Source organism: Streptomyces sp. NPDC051364 (genome assembly GCF_040682115.1).
Lineage (GTDB): Bacteria > Actinomycetota > Actinomycetes > Streptomycetales > Streptomycetaceae > Streptomyces.
In genome coordinates this window covers 426,529-442,107 of the sequence record NZ_JBFBAH010000004.1, presented here as the reverse complement: position 1 = coordinate 442,107, position 15,579 = coordinate 426,529, and the positions used below count along the sequence as shown (strand labels likewise).

Annotated in this window: 16 protein-coding genes; 9 read left to right on the top strand and 7 right to left on the bottom strand. The window is 70.4% G+C overall.

The window, feature by feature from the left end; genetic code table 11:
- Positions 1–63 precede the first annotated feature (63 nt).
- The gene (locus AB0M76_RS11765) at positions 64–972 is read left to right on the top strand and encodes a polysaccharide deacetylase family protein (RefSeq protein WP_365952774.1); all 909 of its coding nucleotides are present in this window, start codon (positions 64–66) and stop codon (positions 970–972) included.
- 114 nt (positions 973–1,086) lie between these two features.
- Positions 1,087–1,407, top strand: coding sequence for a nuclear transport factor 2 family protein (locus AB0M76_RS11760; RefSeq protein WP_365952690.1), 321 nt, complete (start codon positions 1,087–1,089; stop codon positions 1,405–1,407).
- On the opposite strand, the gene AB0M76_RS11755 is transcribed toward AB0M76_RS11760, so the two are convergent.
- Positions 1,398–2,579 carry a serine hydrolase domain-containing protein gene (locus AB0M76_RS11755; RefSeq protein ID WP_365952689.1) on the bottom strand — a complete coding sequence of 394 codons (1,182 nt, stop codon included), beginning with the start codon at positions 2,577–2,579 and terminating at the stop codon, positions 1,398–1,400. The two genes, AB0M76_RS11760 and AB0M76_RS11755, sit on opposite strands and share 10 nt — an antisense overlap.
- A gap of 142 nt (positions 2,580–2,721) precedes the next feature.
- Here AB0M76_RS11755 and AB0M76_RS11750 point away from each other — a divergent pair, with 142 nt between their 5' ends.
- Positions 2,722–3,348 carry a hypothetical protein gene (locus AB0M76_RS11750; RefSeq protein WP_365952688.1) on the top strand — a complete coding sequence of 209 codons (627 nt, stop codon included), beginning with the start codon at positions 2,722–2,724 and terminating at the stop codon, positions 3,346–3,348.
- Positions 3,349–3,522: 174 nt separating this feature from the next.
- Here the strand turns inward: AB0M76_RS11750 and AB0M76_RS11745 are convergent, their stop codons facing one another.
- The 3 genes from AB0M76_RS11745 to AB0M76_RS11735 all read right to left on the bottom strand — a co-directional run bounded on the left by AB0M76_RS11745 (position 3,523) and on the right by AB0M76_RS11735 (position 6,166).
- Positions 3,523–4,806, bottom strand: coding sequence for an extracellular solute-binding protein (locus AB0M76_RS11745; RefSeq protein WP_365952687.1), 1,284 nt, complete (start codon positions 4,804–4,806; stop codon positions 3,523–3,525).
- A gap of 295 nt (positions 4,807–5,101) precedes the next feature.
- Positions 5,102–5,719, bottom strand: a complete 618-nt coding sequence (locus tag AB0M76_RS11740; protein ID WP_365952686.1) for an SMI1/KNR4 family protein — start codon at positions 5,717–5,719, stop codon at positions 5,102–5,104.
- A gap of 36 nt (positions 5,720–5,755) precedes the next feature.
- Complete coding sequence (locus AB0M76_RS11735; RefSeq protein ID WP_365952685.1) at positions 5,756–6,166, bottom strand: DUF192 domain-containing protein; 411 nt, start codon at positions 6,164–6,166, stop codon at positions 5,756–5,758.
- Positions 6,167–6,236: 70 nt separating this feature from the next.
- Between AB0M76_RS11735 and AB0M76_RS11730 the strand changes: the two genes are divergently transcribed.
- Entirely contained in the window at positions 6,237–7,202 is a 966-nt protein-coding gene (locus tag AB0M76_RS11730) for an A24 family peptidase (protein WP_365952684.1), read from the top strand.
- A gap of 131 nt (positions 7,203–7,333) precedes the next feature.
- Here AB0M76_RS11730 and mgrA read toward each other — a convergent pair whose 3' ends face one another.
- Positions 7,334–8,371 carry an L-glyceraldehyde 3-phosphate reductase gene (gene mgrA / locus AB0M76_RS11725; RefSeq protein ID WP_365952683.1) on the bottom strand — a complete coding sequence of 346 codons (1,038 nt, stop codon included), beginning with the start codon at positions 8,369–8,371 and terminating at the stop codon, positions 7,334–7,336.
- A 129-nt stretch (positions 8,372–8,500) separates the two neighbouring features.
- Between mgrA and AB0M76_RS11720 the strand changes: the two genes are divergently transcribed.
- The 5 genes from AB0M76_RS11720 (at position 8,501) to AB0M76_RS11700 (ending at position 14,294) form a co-directional block, all read left to right on the top strand.
- Complete coding sequence (locus AB0M76_RS11720) at positions 8,501–9,262, top strand: isoprenyl transferase (RefSeq protein ID WP_365952682.1); 762 nt, start codon at positions 8,501–8,503, stop codon at positions 9,260–9,262.
- Positions 9,263–9,646: 384 nt separating this feature from the next.
- On the top strand, positions 9,647–10,963 hold the full coding sequence (locus AB0M76_RS11715) for a PhoH family protein (RefSeq protein WP_365952681.1): 1,317 nt from the start codon (positions 9,647–9,649) through the stop codon (positions 10,961–10,963).
- Between the two features lie 435 nt (positions 10,964–11,398).
- Positions 11,399–12,115 carry a transglycosylase SLT domain-containing protein gene (locus AB0M76_RS11710; RefSeq protein WP_266672755.1) on the top strand — a complete coding sequence of 239 codons (717 nt, stop codon included), beginning with the start codon at positions 11,399–11,401 and terminating at the stop codon, positions 12,113–12,115.
- A gap of 108 nt (positions 12,116–12,223) precedes the next feature.
- Complete coding sequence (locus AB0M76_RS11705; protein WP_365952680.1) at positions 12,224–13,627, top strand: AI-2E family transporter; 1,404 nt, start codon at positions 12,224–12,226, stop codon at positions 13,625–13,627.
- On the top strand, positions 13,611–14,294 hold the full coding sequence (locus AB0M76_RS11700; RefSeq protein ID WP_365952679.1) for a hypothetical protein: 684 nt from the start codon (positions 13,611–13,613) through the stop codon (positions 14,292–14,294). The genes AB0M76_RS11705 and AB0M76_RS11700 overlap by 17 nt, the downstream gene beginning before the upstream one ends.
- Positions 14,295–14,369: 75 nt before the next feature.
- Here AB0M76_RS11700 and AB0M76_RS11695 read toward each other — a convergent pair whose 3' ends face one another.
- Entirely contained in the window at positions 14,370–14,906 is a 537-nt protein-coding gene (locus AB0M76_RS11695; RefSeq protein ID WP_365952678.1) for an alkyl hydroperoxide reductase, read from the bottom strand.
- Between the two features lie 3 nt (positions 14,907–14,909).
- The gene (locus AB0M76_RS11690; protein WP_365952677.1) at positions 14,910–15,464 is read right to left on the bottom strand and encodes a peroxiredoxin; all 555 of its coding nucleotides are present in this window, start codon (positions 15,462–15,464) and stop codon (positions 14,910–14,912) included.
- Positions 15,465–15,579: the final 115 nt, after the last annotated feature.

Below are 15,579 nucleotides of genomic sequence, written 5' to 3'. Positions count from 1 at the left end.
GGGTCGTCCTGGAGGGCAGAGCGCACACAGGAACGGACGGGGAGGGGACGGTTCATGGGCTTCATGGCGCGCGCGAACAGGCAGGGCATCCGGGCCGGGGCAGTCGTCGTGGCCGCGGCCGCCGCAGTGGCCGGGACGGTGTGGGGGGTGACGGCCCTCGTGGAACCGGGGCCCGGCCGGCAGGAGAACGCGGCACGCCAGACCGGCACCGGTGGCACGGGCGGCGGTTCGGACGACGGTGCGAAGGACGACGGTGCGAAGGACGACGGTGCGAAGGGCGGCGGGGGGAAGAGCGGTGGCGGAGCCCAAGGCGCCGGAGGCGCCGACGCCGGAGCACCGCAGTCGCAGATACCCGACGGCATAGCGCACGCCTCCGAGAGCGGCGGCAACGCCGTCAACATCACCATCGACGACGGCCCCGACCCCCAGTGGACCCCCAAGGTCCTCGAGGTGCTGAAGAAGTACGACGTGAAGGCGACCTTCTGCATGATCGGGCCGCAGGCCAAGGCCCACCCCGACCTGGTCAAGCGGGTCGTCGCGGGCGGCCACCGGCTATGCGACCACACCATGAACCACGACACGGCCATGGACAAGAAGCCCGTCGACTACCAGGAGAAGCAGATCCTGGACGCGAAGAAGATGATCGAGGACGCCGCGGGCGGCGGCGCCGAGGTGGAGTACTACCGTGCCCCCGGCGGCGCGTTCACCCCCGACAGCCGCCGCATCGCCGCCGCGCACGGCATGCGCCCGCTCGGATGGAACGTCGACACCAAGGACTTCGGGAAGCCCGGGGTCGCCGCCATCGTCCACGCGGTCAAGACCGAGATAGGCAACGGCCCGACCGTCCTCTTCCACGACGGCGGCGGCAACCGCACCCAGACCGTCGCGGCCCTCGACCAGGTGCTGGCCTGGCTGAAGGACCAGGGCCGCCCCACCGGCTTCCCCGTCCGCACCGCCCCTGACGCCTCCTGACACGCCGTCCGGCGGCGAACGGGTGACGGTCGCCGCCCCGGCGCCGCCCGCGGTGTTCCCTGGTCGCGCACACAGCCCCGTACGGAGCCCGTACGACCGCCCCAGGAGGCCCCCGTGATCGCGCCGAGCCAGCTGACCGACCCCACCGTCCGCGCCTTCGTCACCGCTGTGAACGCGGGCGACCAGAGCGCCTTCCGCGCCGTCCTCACCGAGGGCGCGACCATGTCCGACGACGGCTCCGACCGCGACGTCGCCCAGTGGGCCGAGAAGGAGGTCTGGTCCTCCAACGGGCACATGGACGTCGAGAAGGAGTCCGACGGCGGCCTCGCCCTCGTCGTCGACTACCGCAACGACACGTGGGGCGAGATGCGCACCGCCTGGCGGTTCGTCACCGACAACGGCCGCATCAGCCGCTTCGAAACAGGTCAGGCCTGAGCCGTCGACCCCTGAGCCGTCGTCCCCTGTGCAGCGGCCGCCCGCAGCACCGCCGCCGTCAGGCGCTCGTTCTCCGGCGCGGCCCCGCCCGGGAAGGCGAACCGGCGGCGCGCATACCCGTACGCGAGCCCCGTCGCCGGGTCCGCCCAGCCCAGCCCGCCCGACGCCCCGCAGTGCCCGAAGGCCTGCGGGCCCACCGCGTGCTGCCGCTCGAAGCCCAGCCCGAAGTGGTCCACCTCGGCGGTCACCCGGTCCTCGCCCGGGGTGTGGGGCCGCGCGAACTCGGCCGCCGTCTCCGGCTTCAGCAGCGGAGGCCGGCCGTCCACCTCGCTGATCGCGGCCGCGTACATCCCCGCGACGCCGCGCGCCGTGCCGACGCCGCCTGCCGACGCCGGGCCCAGCGCCTTCACCTTCGGGTGGTTCCCGTACTCCACCAGGTCCATCGCCGGATCCCGATGCGCGTTGAAGGCGACCGGCAGCAGCTCCGGCACGGCCGCCCCGGCCATCGCGGTCAGCTGTTCGGGCGTGGGGAGCATCTCCAGGACCGGCTTCCAGCGGCCCTCCAGCTCCTGCGGCAGGCCCATGTACAGGTCCAGCCCGTGGGGTGCGCGAATCCGCTCCTCGAACACCTCCTGGAGGGACTTTCCAGTGGCCCGCCGCACCACCTCGCCGATCAGCGCGCCGATCACGAAGGCGTGGTACCCGTACGCCGTCCCGGGCTCCCAGTACGGCTCCTGCGCGGCCAGCCGTGCCGCGATCAGCGCGTCGTCCGCGATCTCCGCGTAGTCGAAGCCCTCGGCGGTGTTGACCAGTCCGGCCTGGTGCGAGACCAGCTGCCGCACCGTCAGCCGCTCCTTGCCGCCGCCCGTGAACTCCGGCCAGTACTCCGAGACACGGCGCTCCAGCTCCAGTACGCCGTCCTGTACGAGCAGCGCCACCACCAGGTGCGCGCCGCCCTTGGTGATCGAATAGACCCCGGTCAGGGTGTCGGCGCCGGTGTCCTCGCCGGCCCACAGGTCGACCACGCGGCGGCCGTCCCGGTACACCGCCAGCTGCGCCTCGGGGGAGTGCGCCTCGGCCGCGACGAAGGCCTCGAACTCCTCCCGGACGGGCTCCCAGCCCGCTGCCACCGTGCCGTACACGTTCGTACTCACACCCGCACTCGCGCTCATCGGGACTCCCTGTCGCTCGGTGTCGTCGCTTCACCCGGTGGAACGGAAGATGATCATGCGATATTCCGGTGCGCGGCTCCCGTACGGGTGAAAGCTCGCGCGGCCTCGTTGCAGCCCTCCGCGGGTCCCCGTTGGACCGGGCATGAAGCGCACTCGCATCGCCGCTCTCGCCCTCGCCCTCGCCACCGCCGCAGCGGCCCTCGCCCCCGCCCTCGGCCAGCCCGCCACCGCCGCGGACGGTGCGTACCTGCAGGATCCGGCCGGCGGCGAGAAGACGATGAAGTCGCAGTGGACCAAGGACGAGATGCACAAGCTGGAAGGGCAGCTCCGCTTCTACCCCGGGATCCGGTACAAGACGGTGACCCGCCCCGGCCCCTCGGGCGCCCCCGACTACGAGCGGCAGGTCGCCGACCCCAAGACCCTGGCCTGGCAGCCCTCGTTCGACTTCGGCTGGGCGGTGTCGGACTCGAAGCTGGTGAAGAAGGCCGTGACGACCAAGGACGGCAGGCACCCGATCGTCCTGCACGCCGTACTGCGCTCCGCGGACCACGCCAAGGCGGTCGAGGTGCGCCAGGAGCTGGCGGACCGGCCGGCGACGGGGCGCGCCAAGGTGCCGGGCGGCAAGCGGATCGCCTGTGACACCGGTGAGTACACGGTGGAGTGGTCGGTCACGCGCTCGGGCTACGGGACGCTCACGGGGACGCTGAGCTGGGACTCCAGCTGTGAGCAGCACCGGACGGCGTTCTCGTCGGAGAACGGCAAGGTCTGACCCGGAGGCGGGGGAGGGGGGGAGGGAGAGGGCCGGCCGCCCCGTGCACCTTGTGGGTACTCGGCGGGCGACTGGTCCGCGGCCTTGGATCAAGAGCCGTAGCAGCCATTCTGCCGCACGGGGTGGGATGCGGCAGGGACGAAAGTCCCGTGTCGGGCGGGAAGTTCAGTACTTTCAGTGCTTCTTCCGGGCCTCGTTCGCCTTGGCGGAGATCTCATCGAGGACGGACTTCGCGTCGCCGTTCGGTTCCACGGCGCGGCCGATGTTGCGCTTGATGGTGTCGCTGACCGTCACCCAGGACGGGTCGTTCACCGGGTACAGCTGGGCACCGCGCAGGGCGGTCAGGAAGAACTGGTCGTTGCTGTCGAGGCCGGCGCCGGAGGGGTTGCGGGAGGCCGAGACGGTCGAGGGCAGCAGGTGGTAGCGGCCCGCGAAGTCCGACAGGTTCTTGTCCTGGTAGATGAACTCCAGGAACTTGCCGATCTCCGTGCGCTTTCCGTTCTGCTTGAACGCCATCATCCAGTCGGCGACACCCACGGTCGGCGGAGTCTCCCCGGAGCCGAGCGTGTCCGCGACCGGCATGGTCGCGGTGCGGACGTCGATGCCCTTGGCGCGCGCCTCGTGGAGGAGCTGCGGGTAGCCGTTCAGCATGCCGACCTCGCCGCGCACGAAGGCGGCGAAGGCGTCGGCGCGGTTGAGCTGGGACGGCGGGACGGGCCCGGTCAGGCCGGGCCCGACCAGGTTGTCCTTCAGCCAGCGGAAGGTCTGGATGTTCTGGTCGGAGGCGAGGTTGTAGTTGCCGGCGCTGTCGGCGTAGCCGCCGCCGTTGCTCAGCTCCCAGATCATCGCCTCGGCGTGCGCCTCCTCCGGGCCCAGGGGCAGGGCGTACGGGTACTTCACGCCCTTGTCCTTGAGTGCCTTGGCGGCGGACTTCAGGTCGGACCAGTTCTTGGGTTCGCTGACGCCGGCCTGCTTGAAGAGGCCCTGGTTGTAGAAGAGGAGCCGGCTGCTCGCCACCCAGGGCAGGCCGTAGAGGGTGCTGCCGACCGTGCCGGCCTCGGCGAGCGGCTGCAGGAAGTTCGCCTCGGCGGTCACCGAGAGGAGTTCGTCCGCGGAATAGAGCTTGTTCTGCGCCGCGAAGTCCGAGTACGAGCCCATGAGGGCCATGTCCGGCGCATTGCCGGACTTGACCATACGGGTTACCTCACGGTCGATGTCCGCCCACGGCAGGAGCTGGACCTCGACCTTGAGGCCGGGGTTGGCGTTGGTGAAATCGGCCGTGACCTTGTCCCAGAAGGCCTTCGAGCTGGTGGCCTGGTTGTCGCCGTATTCCGCGGCGACCAGGTGCAGCGTGCCGCTGTCACCTGCGCCGTTGTCTGAACCGCCGCATCCGGCCAGCGGGATGAGCAGACCGAGCACGACCGCGGTCGCGCCCGTGCCGAAGATTCTTCGTCGCACGGGTGTATTCCCCTGAATTTCTTTGAGTCCCGTTACTGCTTATGAGTTGCTCCGGGCTGGGGTGTCCGTCCGTGGCCCGTTGGCCGGAATTCTCTCCTGCGGAAGGGCGGTTGATTCCATTGGGTCGGAACTTGTGGTCAATGCTCCAAGTGCGGCTTTTCCGGCTGGTGTTTTCCGATATGTGATCAACAATTCGGACGCGCGTAGACATGCCGAAAGGCCCGATTCCGGCCCATTGGGGCTGCGGAACGGGTCGGGGGTCCGGATCAGGTCAGTGGGCCGGTGCGCCCGGAGCTCAGTCGGCGAACTCGCCCGCGTACGGGTCGGGCTCGCCCGTCTCCGGGTTGCGGCCCTCCTGCCAGCGGCGCTGGGCCTTGCGCCAGTGCACGAAGCTGAGGTGCCCGCCGTCCCAGAAGGTGATGCTGACCGGGCTCACGTCGAACTCGTCGGCGCAGAGCCGGTACAGGAACTCGGCCATGCCGTACGGATAGACCGCGAACGCGTCGGCGGTGTGCCGGCCGACCACCAGGACGGGCCAGCGGTCCGGATCGGGGTCGGTGGTGAGCCAGCAGAGGATGTCGGAGCCGCCGGTGACGCCCCACGCGATGATCGACTCGGGGTCCACGTCGAAGGCGGCCCGGCCGCCCTCCGCCTCCCAGAGCTGGCGGGCGTTGCCGGTCTCCTCGGCCATCTCGGCCGGATCCCACTGCAGCCCGGGCTTGGGGAGGGGCAGCAGGATGCTGGCCTCGCCGTTGATGGATCCGGCGCCGAAGCGGCCCATGAAGGCGATGAAATCGGCCGGGAACCGGGTGCGCCAGGTGGCCTCCGCGGCCGGCCAGTCGATGTCCTCGTCGGCGCCGTGCGTCGCCGGCATGATCTGCTCCAGCGCCTTGATTTGCGCGTTCTCCGTCATGCCGCTCCCCTGAGACCCCAGCTCAACCGCCCCAACCTACCGCCGCGGCCGCGCGGGGCCTAGCGGCAGTTGAGACGGGTCCGGTCCGTCGGGTCCGTCCGGTCCGTCGATGTGGAGCTGCGAGCCGACGTGCAGGCCCCAGACGGCCATGGCCCCGGCCTCGGCCTCCAGGACGTGCCGGGAGCGGAGCCGGGGGAGCCCGAGCCGCCCGGGGGGCATGGTGGTCAGGGCGATGACGCGCAGGCGGCGGTCGAGGTACGCCACGTCGATCGCGAACCGCATCCGGAACGTGTGCACGCTCCCGGCCGGGGTGAGGAGCAGGGCGGCGCCGGGAATGCCGTCGCGGCCGAGGAGGCCGCGGGTGCGGGCCCGGTACGAGGCCGCGATCTCCAGGGGCACCGGTTCGCGGTCCGGCCCGAGGCGGAGCAGGCCGTTGCTGGTGGTCATGGCGGCCAGGGTAGGGGGGTTGGGCCCCCGGGCCCATGCAGGTACCGGTGTCTGCGCCTACCGTCGGCGGATGGGCCTGTCAGTGATCACCGTCGCCGCGGTTGTGTACGGGGTGGCTGCGGGGCTGCTGCTGCCGCGGGCCGCGTATCGCCTGGCGGTCGAGCCGGATGCCGCGTGGCGCGACCGCTGCCCGGAGGGTCACCCCATCCGGGGCTGGCTGGGCCTGCCTTACTGCCGGGGGCGCCGCCCCCAGGCCCCCGCACCTCAATCGCCGGCGGGGCCGGATGGTGCCGGCGGTACGGAGCCCGGGTGCGGCGCCGTTGCCGGGGGCCGGCCCCCGGACCCTCGCGCCTCAACCGCCGGCGGGGCTGGAATGCAGCCGCGCCGGCGGTTGAGGCGCGGGTCCGGGCAGAGCCCGGTGAGCGGGAGAAGGGCGGGGCGGGGAGACGGCACCGCGCAGCGGGAGTCGCAGCCGGCAGGGCCGTCGCATCGGTACGGGGTTTGCGTTGTGTGGAGCGGCGGCTTGGCCGGGGCGGTGTGCGGGGTGGTGGGTGGAGCTGTCGGGGAGCGGCCCGAGGGGGTGGTGTTCGTCGGGGTGGTGCCCCTGCTGTTCCTGCTGGCCCTGGTGGATCTGGCCGTGCAGCGGCTGCCCGATGTGCTCACCCTGCCCCTCGCGGGAGCGGTTGCCGCCGGGCTCGGGGGCGCCGCCCTCGTACCCGGCGCCGGGGGGTCCTGGACGGGGGCGCTGCTCGGCGGGGGCGCGCTCGGAGGGGCGTATCTCTTGCTGTTCCTGATCAACCCCGCCGGTATGGGCTTCGGCGACGTCAAGCTGGCGCTCGCGCTCGGGGTCATCCTTGGGTGGTACGGATGGGGGGTATGGGCCGTCGGAGCCTTCCTCGGGTTCCTCTACGGCGCCCTGTACGGGCTGGCCCTTGTGCTGCGGGGCCCCGGAGGCCGCCGGACGGCGTTTCCGTTCGGCCCCTTCATGGCGGCCGGAGCCCTCACCGGAGTGCTGCTGGGTGGTTTCGGAGCGTAATCATCTTGCGCCGATGCACGCATATCGCTTTACGAAGGGTTATGGTGGAACCCCCCCCTCGGGCCGGTCCGTATCCCCCCCACGGACCGGCCCGTTTTTTGTTTCCACCACAGCCCGGGCAAAACCGCAGGTCAGCTGCGCTGGGCCCAGATGTTGGTGCCGGGGGTGGACACGGCGAAGGAGTCGATCTCCTTCAGCTCCTGCTCCGAGAGCGGCGCACCGCCCAGAGCCGCCACGTTTTGCTCCAGCTGCGACACGCTCGAAGCGCCGATCAGCGCCGAGGTCATCCGCTCGTCCCGGAGCACCCAGGTCAGCGCCAGCTGCGCCAGCGACTGCCCGCGCCGCGCCGCGATCTCGTTCAGGCCCGCCAGGCGGCGCACCACGTCCTCGGACAGCAGGTCCGGGCTCAGGGACTTGCCCGCGGCGGCACGCGAGTCCTCCGGGATGCCCTTCAGGTACTTGCCGGTCAGCAGCCCCTGCGCGAGCGGCGCGAAGGAGATGCAGCCCATGCCGGCCTCCTCCAGGGTGTCCAGCAGGCCGTCGTCCTCCGTCCAGCGGTTGATCATGGAGTACGAGGGCTGGTGGATGAGGGGGCGGATGCCCATCTCGCGGAGGATCCGCGCAGCCTCGGCCGTCTGCTCGGCCGTGTACGAGGACACGCCCACGTACAGCGCCTTGCCCTGCTGGACCGCGGACGCGAGCGCGCCCATGGTCTCCTCCAGCGGGGTCTCCGGGTCGAAGCGGTGCGAGTAGAAGATGTCGACGTAGTCCACGCCCATCCGCTTCAGCGAGGCGTCGAGCGAGCTCATCAGGTACTTCCGGCTGCCCCACTCCCCGTACGGGCCCTCGTGCATGAAGTAGCCGGCCTTGGTGGAGAGGATCAGCTGGTCGCGGTAGGACGCGAAGTCCTGCGCGAAGATCTTGCCGAAGTTGAGCTCGGCCGAGCCGGCGGGCGGGCCGTAGTTGTTCGCCAGGTCGAAGTGGGTGACGCCGAGGTCGAAGGCCCGGCGCAGGATCGCCCGCTGGGACTCGAGGGACTTGTCATCACCGAAGTTGTGCCAGAGGCCGAGGGAGATGGCGGGGAGCTTGAGGCCGCTGTGGCCGGTGCGCCGGTACTCCATGGAGTCGTAGCGCGAGGGCTCTGCCCGATAGGGATTGTTATCAGTCACGTTGTCCTCCCTATCACGGACTTGTGACAGACCGAGTTGGGTACCCGATCCCGCTGCGCAGTAATGTGGCGGCCTCGGGGGAAGGACCGCATTTCGCACGGGGGCATTGCACGGAGGGGCTGGAAGATCGTGAAGCTGCGCGACCTGGTGTACAGGCTCTACGCACGCCGGGTGGAAGGCCGCCTCGACCATGACGCGGCGCCCAAGCACATCGGCGTGATCCTGGACGGGAACCGGCGCTGGGCGAAGGCGTCGGGGAGTTCCACGGTGCAGGGCCATCAGGCCGGCGCCGACAAGATCTCCGAGATGCTGGGCTGGTGCACCGAGACCGACGTCGAGGTCGTCACCCTGTGGATGCTGTCCACGGACAACCTGGACCGGCCGGAGGTCGAGCTCCGCCCGCTGCTCAACATCATCGAGAACACGGTCCGGGGCCTCGCCGCGGACGGCCGCTGGCGCGTCCACCACGTCGGCAACCTCGACATCCTGCCCGCACAGACGCAGTCCGTGCTCAAGGAGGCCGAGCAGGCCACCCACGACATCGACGGGATACTCGTCAACGTCGCGGTCGGCTACGGCGGCCGCCAGGAGATCGCCGACGCGGTCCGCTCCCTGCTGCTCGAGCACGCGGAGAAGGGGACCTCCTTCGAGGAGCTCGCCGAGATCCTCGACATCGACCACATCGCCGAGCACCTCTACACGCGCGGCCAGCCCGACCCGGACCTGGTCATCCGTACCAGCGGCGAGCAGCGGCTGTCCGGATTCATGCTGTGGCAGAGCGCGCACTCCGAGTACTACTTCTGCGAGGTGTTCTGGCCGGCCTTCCGCAAGGTCGACTTCCTGCGGGCGCTGCGCGACTACGCCGCCCGCCACCGCCGCTACGGCTCCTGACGGCCCCTCGGTACGGCACTTTTCGGCACCTCTCGCGGCGCGCCCCGGACCTCCGGTGGCGCGCCGTCGCCGTACTCCCGGGGGTCCCCCCGGCCCCGGCCGTCCTCCCTGCAAGGCCTTCACCAGGGATTCACCGAGCGTCCGTCATATGCCATGGCATGGCCGGGCCTGATCGGGGAATATCCCTTTCAGGTCGATGCCCGATCCACGGGTGTCGAGTCTCAGCGGACGGCATGGGGTCGTCCGCCCGGGAGGCCCTTTGCACCAGGACGCACGTGCGGTTCGCACGGACGAATGGGGGGGCCGGAAATCGGCCCCGGCATGGGTGCCGATGACCGGTCCGGTCTTCATGGCCCGACCTCTTCCGAGGGGGTACGTCCTTCCGTGGTGACCAGCACAAAGCGCCGCCTGCCCGACAGGCGGACCTATGTCCTCGACACCAGCGTCCTGCTGGCAGACCCCAACGCGATCACCCGCTTCGACGAGCACGAGGTCGTGCTCCCGATCGTGGTGATCACCGAGCTGGAGGCAAAGAGGCACCATCCCGAACTCGGCTACTTCGCCCGTCAGGCCCTTCGCCTGCTCGACGACTTCCGGGTTCGCTACGGTCGCCTCGACGCCCCCATCCCGCTGGGCGATCTGGGCGGCACCCTGCGTGTCGAGCTCAACCACTCCGACCCCGGTGTCCTGCCGGCCGGCTTCCGGTTGGGGGACAACGACTCGCGGATCCTCGCGGTCGCCCGCAATCTCCAGGCCGAGGGCTACGACGTCACGGTCGTCTCGAAGGATCTCCCGCTGCGCATCAAAGCCTCCTCCGTGGGGCTGCTCGCCGAGGAGTACCGGGCGGAGCTCGCGATCACCGACGCCGGCTGGACCGGCATGAGCGAGCTCGCGCTGTCCGGGGAGCAGGTCGACCTGCTCTACTCCGAGGAGCGGCTGTACGTACCGGAGGCCACCGAACTGCCCGTGCACACCGGGCTGGTCCTCCAGTCCGAGCGCGGCAAGGCCCTGGGCCGGGTCACCGCGGACGGCAACGTACGGCTCGTACGGGGCGACCGCGAGGCCTTCGGGCTGCACGGCCGCAGCGCCGAGCAGCGCATCGCCCTGGACCTGCTGCTCGACCCGGAGATCGGGATCATCTCCATGGGCGGCCGGGCCGGCACCGGAAAGTCGGCGCTGGCGCTGTGCGCGGGCCTGGAGGCCGTGCTGGAGCGGAGGCAGCATCAGAAGGTGATGGTCTTCCGGCCGCTGTACGCGGTGGGCGGCCAGGACCTCGGCTACCTGCCCGGGGACGCGTCCGAGAAGATGAGCCCCTGGGCGCAGGCGGTCTTCGACACCCTCTCGGCGGTGGCCGGGCGCGAGGTCATCGAGGAGGTGCTGAACCGGGGGATGCTGGAGGTCCTGCCGCTCACGCACATCCGCGGGCGCTCGCTGCACGACGCCTTCGTGATCGTGGACGAGGCGCAGTCGCTGGAGCGGAATGTCCTGCTGACCGTTCTGTCCCGAATCGGAGCAAATTCGCGGGTTGTTCTGACCCATGATGTCGCCCAGCGGGACAATCTGCGGGTCGGCCGGTACGACGGGGTGGTGGCGGTCGTTGAGAAGCTGAAGGGGCATCCCCTCTTCGCGCACGTCACGCTCACCCGCTCCGAGCGCTCCCCGATCGCCGCACTGGTCACCGAGATGCTCGAGTCCCTGTAGGAGCGAAGGGGGTAAAACCCTCATAGCGGGATAGTGAGTTGGCGCCGCCCGGCAAAGGCGCGAGAGCCTAGCCGGGCGGCGTCGTGCTGCACAGGTCTTTGGCGAAACCAACAGCAACATGCCAGGTGTGACCTTTCCCACGCAGCGGAGAATTGCCTTGCGGTGTCGGGGTCCGGCAGAGTCTGTTTTCCGTCAGGCCCCGCATACGGCACACTCCCCCTCGACTACGTCTGGGGGGACCCCCAGTATCTCCCGTTGTCCCAACGTGAGGTACAAGCAGCATCACAACTCCACAGTCGTTCGCCGTATGCCGCCCGAGCACCACGCGGCAGCCCCCGTAAGGGAGTTGCCCACGGGCCCGCGCCTCCAGTGATCGCAGTACCGCGGAGGCCAGTGTCGAGGGGCACTATTGCGCCCGCCCGGTCACTGCGGACGCTGCTGGAAGGACACCGTGTGAGCCGGATCTCGGTCCGGGGATTCGCCGTGGCTTCTGCCACCGCAGTCACCACCGTCGGCGCAGTCGTGGGCGTTGCCGCTGGCGACCCCGCCTCGAACGATCTCGAGACCACCGCGTCCGGGGCGACCCTCCTCGCCGACATCCCGGTCGGCGATCAGGCGCAGGTCCAGAACGCGTCCCTGACGCAGCAGGCCGACGCCATCGCCCAGGGCGCCGACACCGACGCCAAGCGCGTCGCCGAGGAAGCCGCCCGCATCCAGGCCGCCGAGGACGCCAAGTCCAAGAAGGCCGAGGCGCAGAAGGCTGCCGACGAGAAGGCGAAGAAGGACCGCGAGGAGAAGGAGCAGGTCGCCAGCCGCTCCGCGGCGCGCAGCGCCGGCGACTTCGCCGTCCAGAGCTCCTACACGGTCGCCCAGGTCAAGGAAATCGCCCGGCAGATCGTCCCGGCCGGCCAGTTCCAGTGCTTCTCGAACATCATCAACGAGGAGTCCACCTGGAACTACAAGGCCGTGAACTCGTCCTCGGGCGCGTACGGTCTGGTCCAGGCACTCCCGGGTTCGAAGATGTCCTCGGTCGCCGACGACTGGCGCACCAACCCGGCCACCCAGATCCAGTGGGGCCTGAACTACATGAACGAGCGCTACCACAGCCCGTGCAGCGCCTGGAGCTTCCACCAGGCCAACGGCTGGTACTAGTACCGGCCACCCGCTCAACCTCCGGGAGCCCCGCACCGTCCTACGGTGCGGGGCTCCTCGCGTGTACGGTCTTTCGAGGTGTGTCCACGGGCGGGGGAAGGGAAAGACATGGCGAAGAGGGCAGGCTGGCTCGGCCGGCTCGGGAACAGGCTGAGCCGCATGGAGGCGCGGCTCCAGGAAAGGCGGGCCGAGGTCGAGGCGGAGAGCATCCTCGCCGCTCCGGTCCCGGTCACCGCCGGGGGCGCCGCCCGTACGAGCGTGGGCACGCGGGGCGGTGCGGGGGCTCCGGCAGCCCCGGCGCCCAGCACTCCCGCCGAGCAGCCCGGCCACCCGCACCCGCACCCGCCCGCCCTGCACGGGCGTCCCGACCCGGTGAGCGTCGTCCCGTGGGGCATGCGCGTCGCCGCCGAGGCCAGCTGGCGGCTGCTGCTGCTCGCCGGGATGCTCTGGGTCGTGATGAAGGTGATCAGCGAAGTCCGCCTGGTCGTCCTCGCCTTCGCCGCAGCCCTGCTCGTCACCGCGCTGCTCCAGCCCTTCGTGGTCCGGCTGCGCCGCCTCGGACTGCCGCGCGGGCTCGCCACCGCCGTGACCGCGATCCTCGGGTTCGTGGTCATCGGGCTGGTCGGCTGGTTCGTGGTCTGGCAGGTCATGGAGAACCTCGACGACCTCTCCGCCCGCGTCCGCGACGGCATCAACGAGCTCAAACTCTGGGCACTGGACAGTCCGTTCCACGTGACCGAGAAGCAGATCAACGACATCGCGAAGAACCTCAGCGAGACCATCGGCACCAACACCGAGCAGATCACCTCCGCCGGCCTCCAGGGCGTGACGGTCCTCGTCGAGGTACTCACGGGCATCCTGCTCGCGATGTTCTCGACGCTGTTCCTGCTCTACGACGGCAAGCGCATCTGGACCTGGGTGCAGGGCCTGGTCCCGGCCGCCGCCCGCCCCGGTGTCGCGGGCGCCGGTCCGCGCGCCTGGCGCACGCTGACGGCGTACGTCCGCGGCACGGTCCTCGTCGCGCTCATCGACGCCATCTTCATCGGCCTCGGGATCTACTTCCTCAAGGTGCCGATGGCGGTGCCGCTGGCCGTCTTCATCTTCCTGTTCGCCTTCATCCCGCTCGTCGGCGCGGTGGTCTCGGGCGCCCTCGCGGTGGTCGTCGCCCTGGTGACCCAGGGGCCGTGGACCGCGCTGATGGTGCTTCTCGTGGTGCTGGCCGTGCAGCAGATCGAGGGGCACGTGCTCCAGCCCTTCATCCTGGGCCGGGCGGTACGGGTGCACCCGCTCGCGGTGGTCCTGTCGGTGGCCGCGGGCGGCATGATCGCGGGCATCGGCGGCGCGGTCGTCGCGGTCCCGCTGGTCGCCGTCACCAACACGGTGGTCGTCTACCTGCGGGCCTACTCCCGCGACCAGCTCCTGCACGGCGCAGCGGCGATCGGCCCCGGTCCGCACGGCTCGACGGCGTTCGAGCAGGCCGCGCGGGGGGCCGAGCGTGATCAGCGAGCCTGAGCTCGAGGGGGAGTGGGACACCGGCCGGCCGGCCACGCCGGCGGAGGAGCCCGACGCCCCGCGCGAGCGCGTAAGGGGGCCTCGTACGGCCTGGTTATGGGCGCTCGGCGGGGCCGTACTGGCCTCGGCCGTCTGGGCCGGCGCCCTGGTGGCGCAGGATCGTTTCGGTGACCCCGCGCCGCGGATCGCGTACCGGCATGTCGAGGACCTGTGCAAGGTGCCGCTGACCGCGGTGTCCGCGTCCACCGTGAAGCTCACCGGGGACTACGCGCGCCACAACGAGCACCCCGCGCTCGACTGGGCGTACTGCGAGCACGGCGCGCCGTACGCCGACGGCCGCCTGTCGTACGGGGCCGAGGTGTCGGTCCAGTTGCACAAGAAGGCCGATCCCGGCACGGAGTTCGGCGCGGACCCCGCCGGCCTCATGGGCCTGGGGCGCATGGCGAGTTCGGGCGGCGAGGTGGAGCAGGTTCCCGGGCTCGGCGAGCGGGCGCTGCTCACCCGCCGGGTCGGTGGCTCAAGGCTCGAAGTGCTCGACGGGGGCGCCGTGTTCAGCCTCACCGTCGAATGGTACGGAGGCCAGGACGCCCCGGACCCGGACGAGGATGCCGTCCAGGCGGCGATGCTCGAGGACATGCGCGCCCTGATGGCGGCCCTGCGCAAGTGAACGACAGGCGCAGGAACGACAGGGCCCCCGCTGCCGGGAACGGCTGCGGGGGCCCTGGACCTCGTACGAGGGGGACTACTCGGCGGCGAGGGCGGCCTCGGCGTCGAGGGTGACCGCGACGGCCTGGATCACCGAGGCGATCTTGAAGGCCTCCTGGATCGTCTCGCGGTCGACGCCGGCCTTGCGCAGGACCTGCTCGTGCGAGTCCAGGCACTGGCCGCAGCCGTTGATCGCGGAGACGGCGAGCGACCACAGCTCGAAGTCGACCTTCTCCACACCCGGGTTGCCGATGACGTTCATCCGCAGACCCGCGCGCAGGGTGCCGTACTCCGGGTCGGAGAGCAGGTGCCGCGTGCGGTAGAAGACGTTGTTCATCGCCATGACCGCGGCGGCGGACTTGGCGGCGGTGTACGCCTCCGGCGACAGGGCCGCCTTCGCCTCCGGCTCCAGCTCACGCAGGACGCGCGGGGAGCGGGCGGCGATCGCGCAGGACAGGACCGTGCCCCACAGCTGCTGCTGCGGGAGGTTGCTGTTGCCGATGACCGAACCGAGGTTCAGCTTCAGGTCCTTGGCGAAGTCCGGTATGGCGGACTTGAGGGAGTCGAGGGACATCCGTCACTCACCGGCCAGCAGCGCGCCGGCGTCCAGGGTGCCCTCACCCTTGTTCCAGTTGCAGGGGCACAGCTCGTCGGTCTGCAGGGCGTCGAGGACCCGCAGGACCTCCTTGGGGTTACGGCCCACGGAACCGGCGGTCACCATCGTGAACTGGATCTCGTTGTTCTGGTCGACGATGAACACGGCGCGCTGCGCGAAGCCGTCCTCGCCCTGCACGCCACAGGCCTGCATGAGCTCGTGCTTGGAGTCGGCCAGCATCGGGAAGGGCAGGTCACGCAGGTCGGCGTGGTCCTTGCGCCAGGCGTGGTGGACGAACTCGGAGTCGCCGGAGACGCCGAGGATCTGGGCGTCGCGGTCCAGGAACTCGTCGCTCAGCTTGCCGAAGGCGGCGATCTCGGTCGGGCAGACGAAGGTGAAGTCCTTCGGCCAGAAGAACACCACGCGCCACTTGCCCTCATAGGTCTTGTGGTCGATCTGGGCGAACTCGCTGCCGGCTTCGAGCGAGACGCAAGCGGTCAGATCGTAGGTGGGGAACTTGTCACCGACAGTGAGCACGTGCTCTCCTTGCGGAAATGGAAAAGAGCCCTTTTGGGGGTTTTCCGAGGGGGTTGGACGGATCTCACATGCTGGCACAGCAGGATTGATTACGGAAATAGCTAGACTCGAGGCG

Excerpts from the sequence above, each read along its gene's own strand:
- AB0M76_RS11765 (WP_365952774.1), top strand. The coding sequence starts at position 64 with ATGGCGCGCGCGAACAGGCAGGGCATCCGGGCCGGGGCAGTCGTCGTG.
- AB0M76_RS11755 (WP_365952689.1), bottom strand. The coding sequence starts at position 2,579 with ATGAGCGCGAGTGCGGGTGTGAGTACGAACGTGTACGGCACGGTGGCA.
- AB0M76_RS11750 (WP_365952688.1), top strand. The coding sequence starts at position 2,722 with ATGAAGCGCACTCGCATCGCCGCTCTCGCCCTCGCCCTCGCCACCGCC.
- AB0M76_RS11740 (WP_365952686.1), bottom strand. The coding sequence starts at position 5,719 with ATGACGGAGAACGCGCAAATCAAGGCGCTGGAGCAGATCATGCCGGCG.
- AB0M76_RS11735 (WP_365952685.1), bottom strand. The coding sequence starts at position 6,166 with ATGACCACCAGCAACGGCCTGCTCCGCCTCGGGCCGGACCGCGAACCG.
- AB0M76_RS11730 (WP_365952684.1), top strand. The coding sequence starts at position 6,237 with ATGGGCCTGTCAGTGATCACCGTCGCCGCGGTTGTGTACGGGGTGGCT.
- AB0M76_RS11705 (WP_365952680.1), top strand. The coding sequence starts at position 12,224 with ATGGCGAAGAGGGCAGGCTGGCTCGGCCGGCTCGGGAACAGGCTGAGC.
- AB0M76_RS11695 (WP_365952678.1), bottom strand. The coding sequence starts at position 14,906 with ATGTCCCTCGACTCCCTCAAGTCCGCCATACCGGACTTCGCCAAGGAC.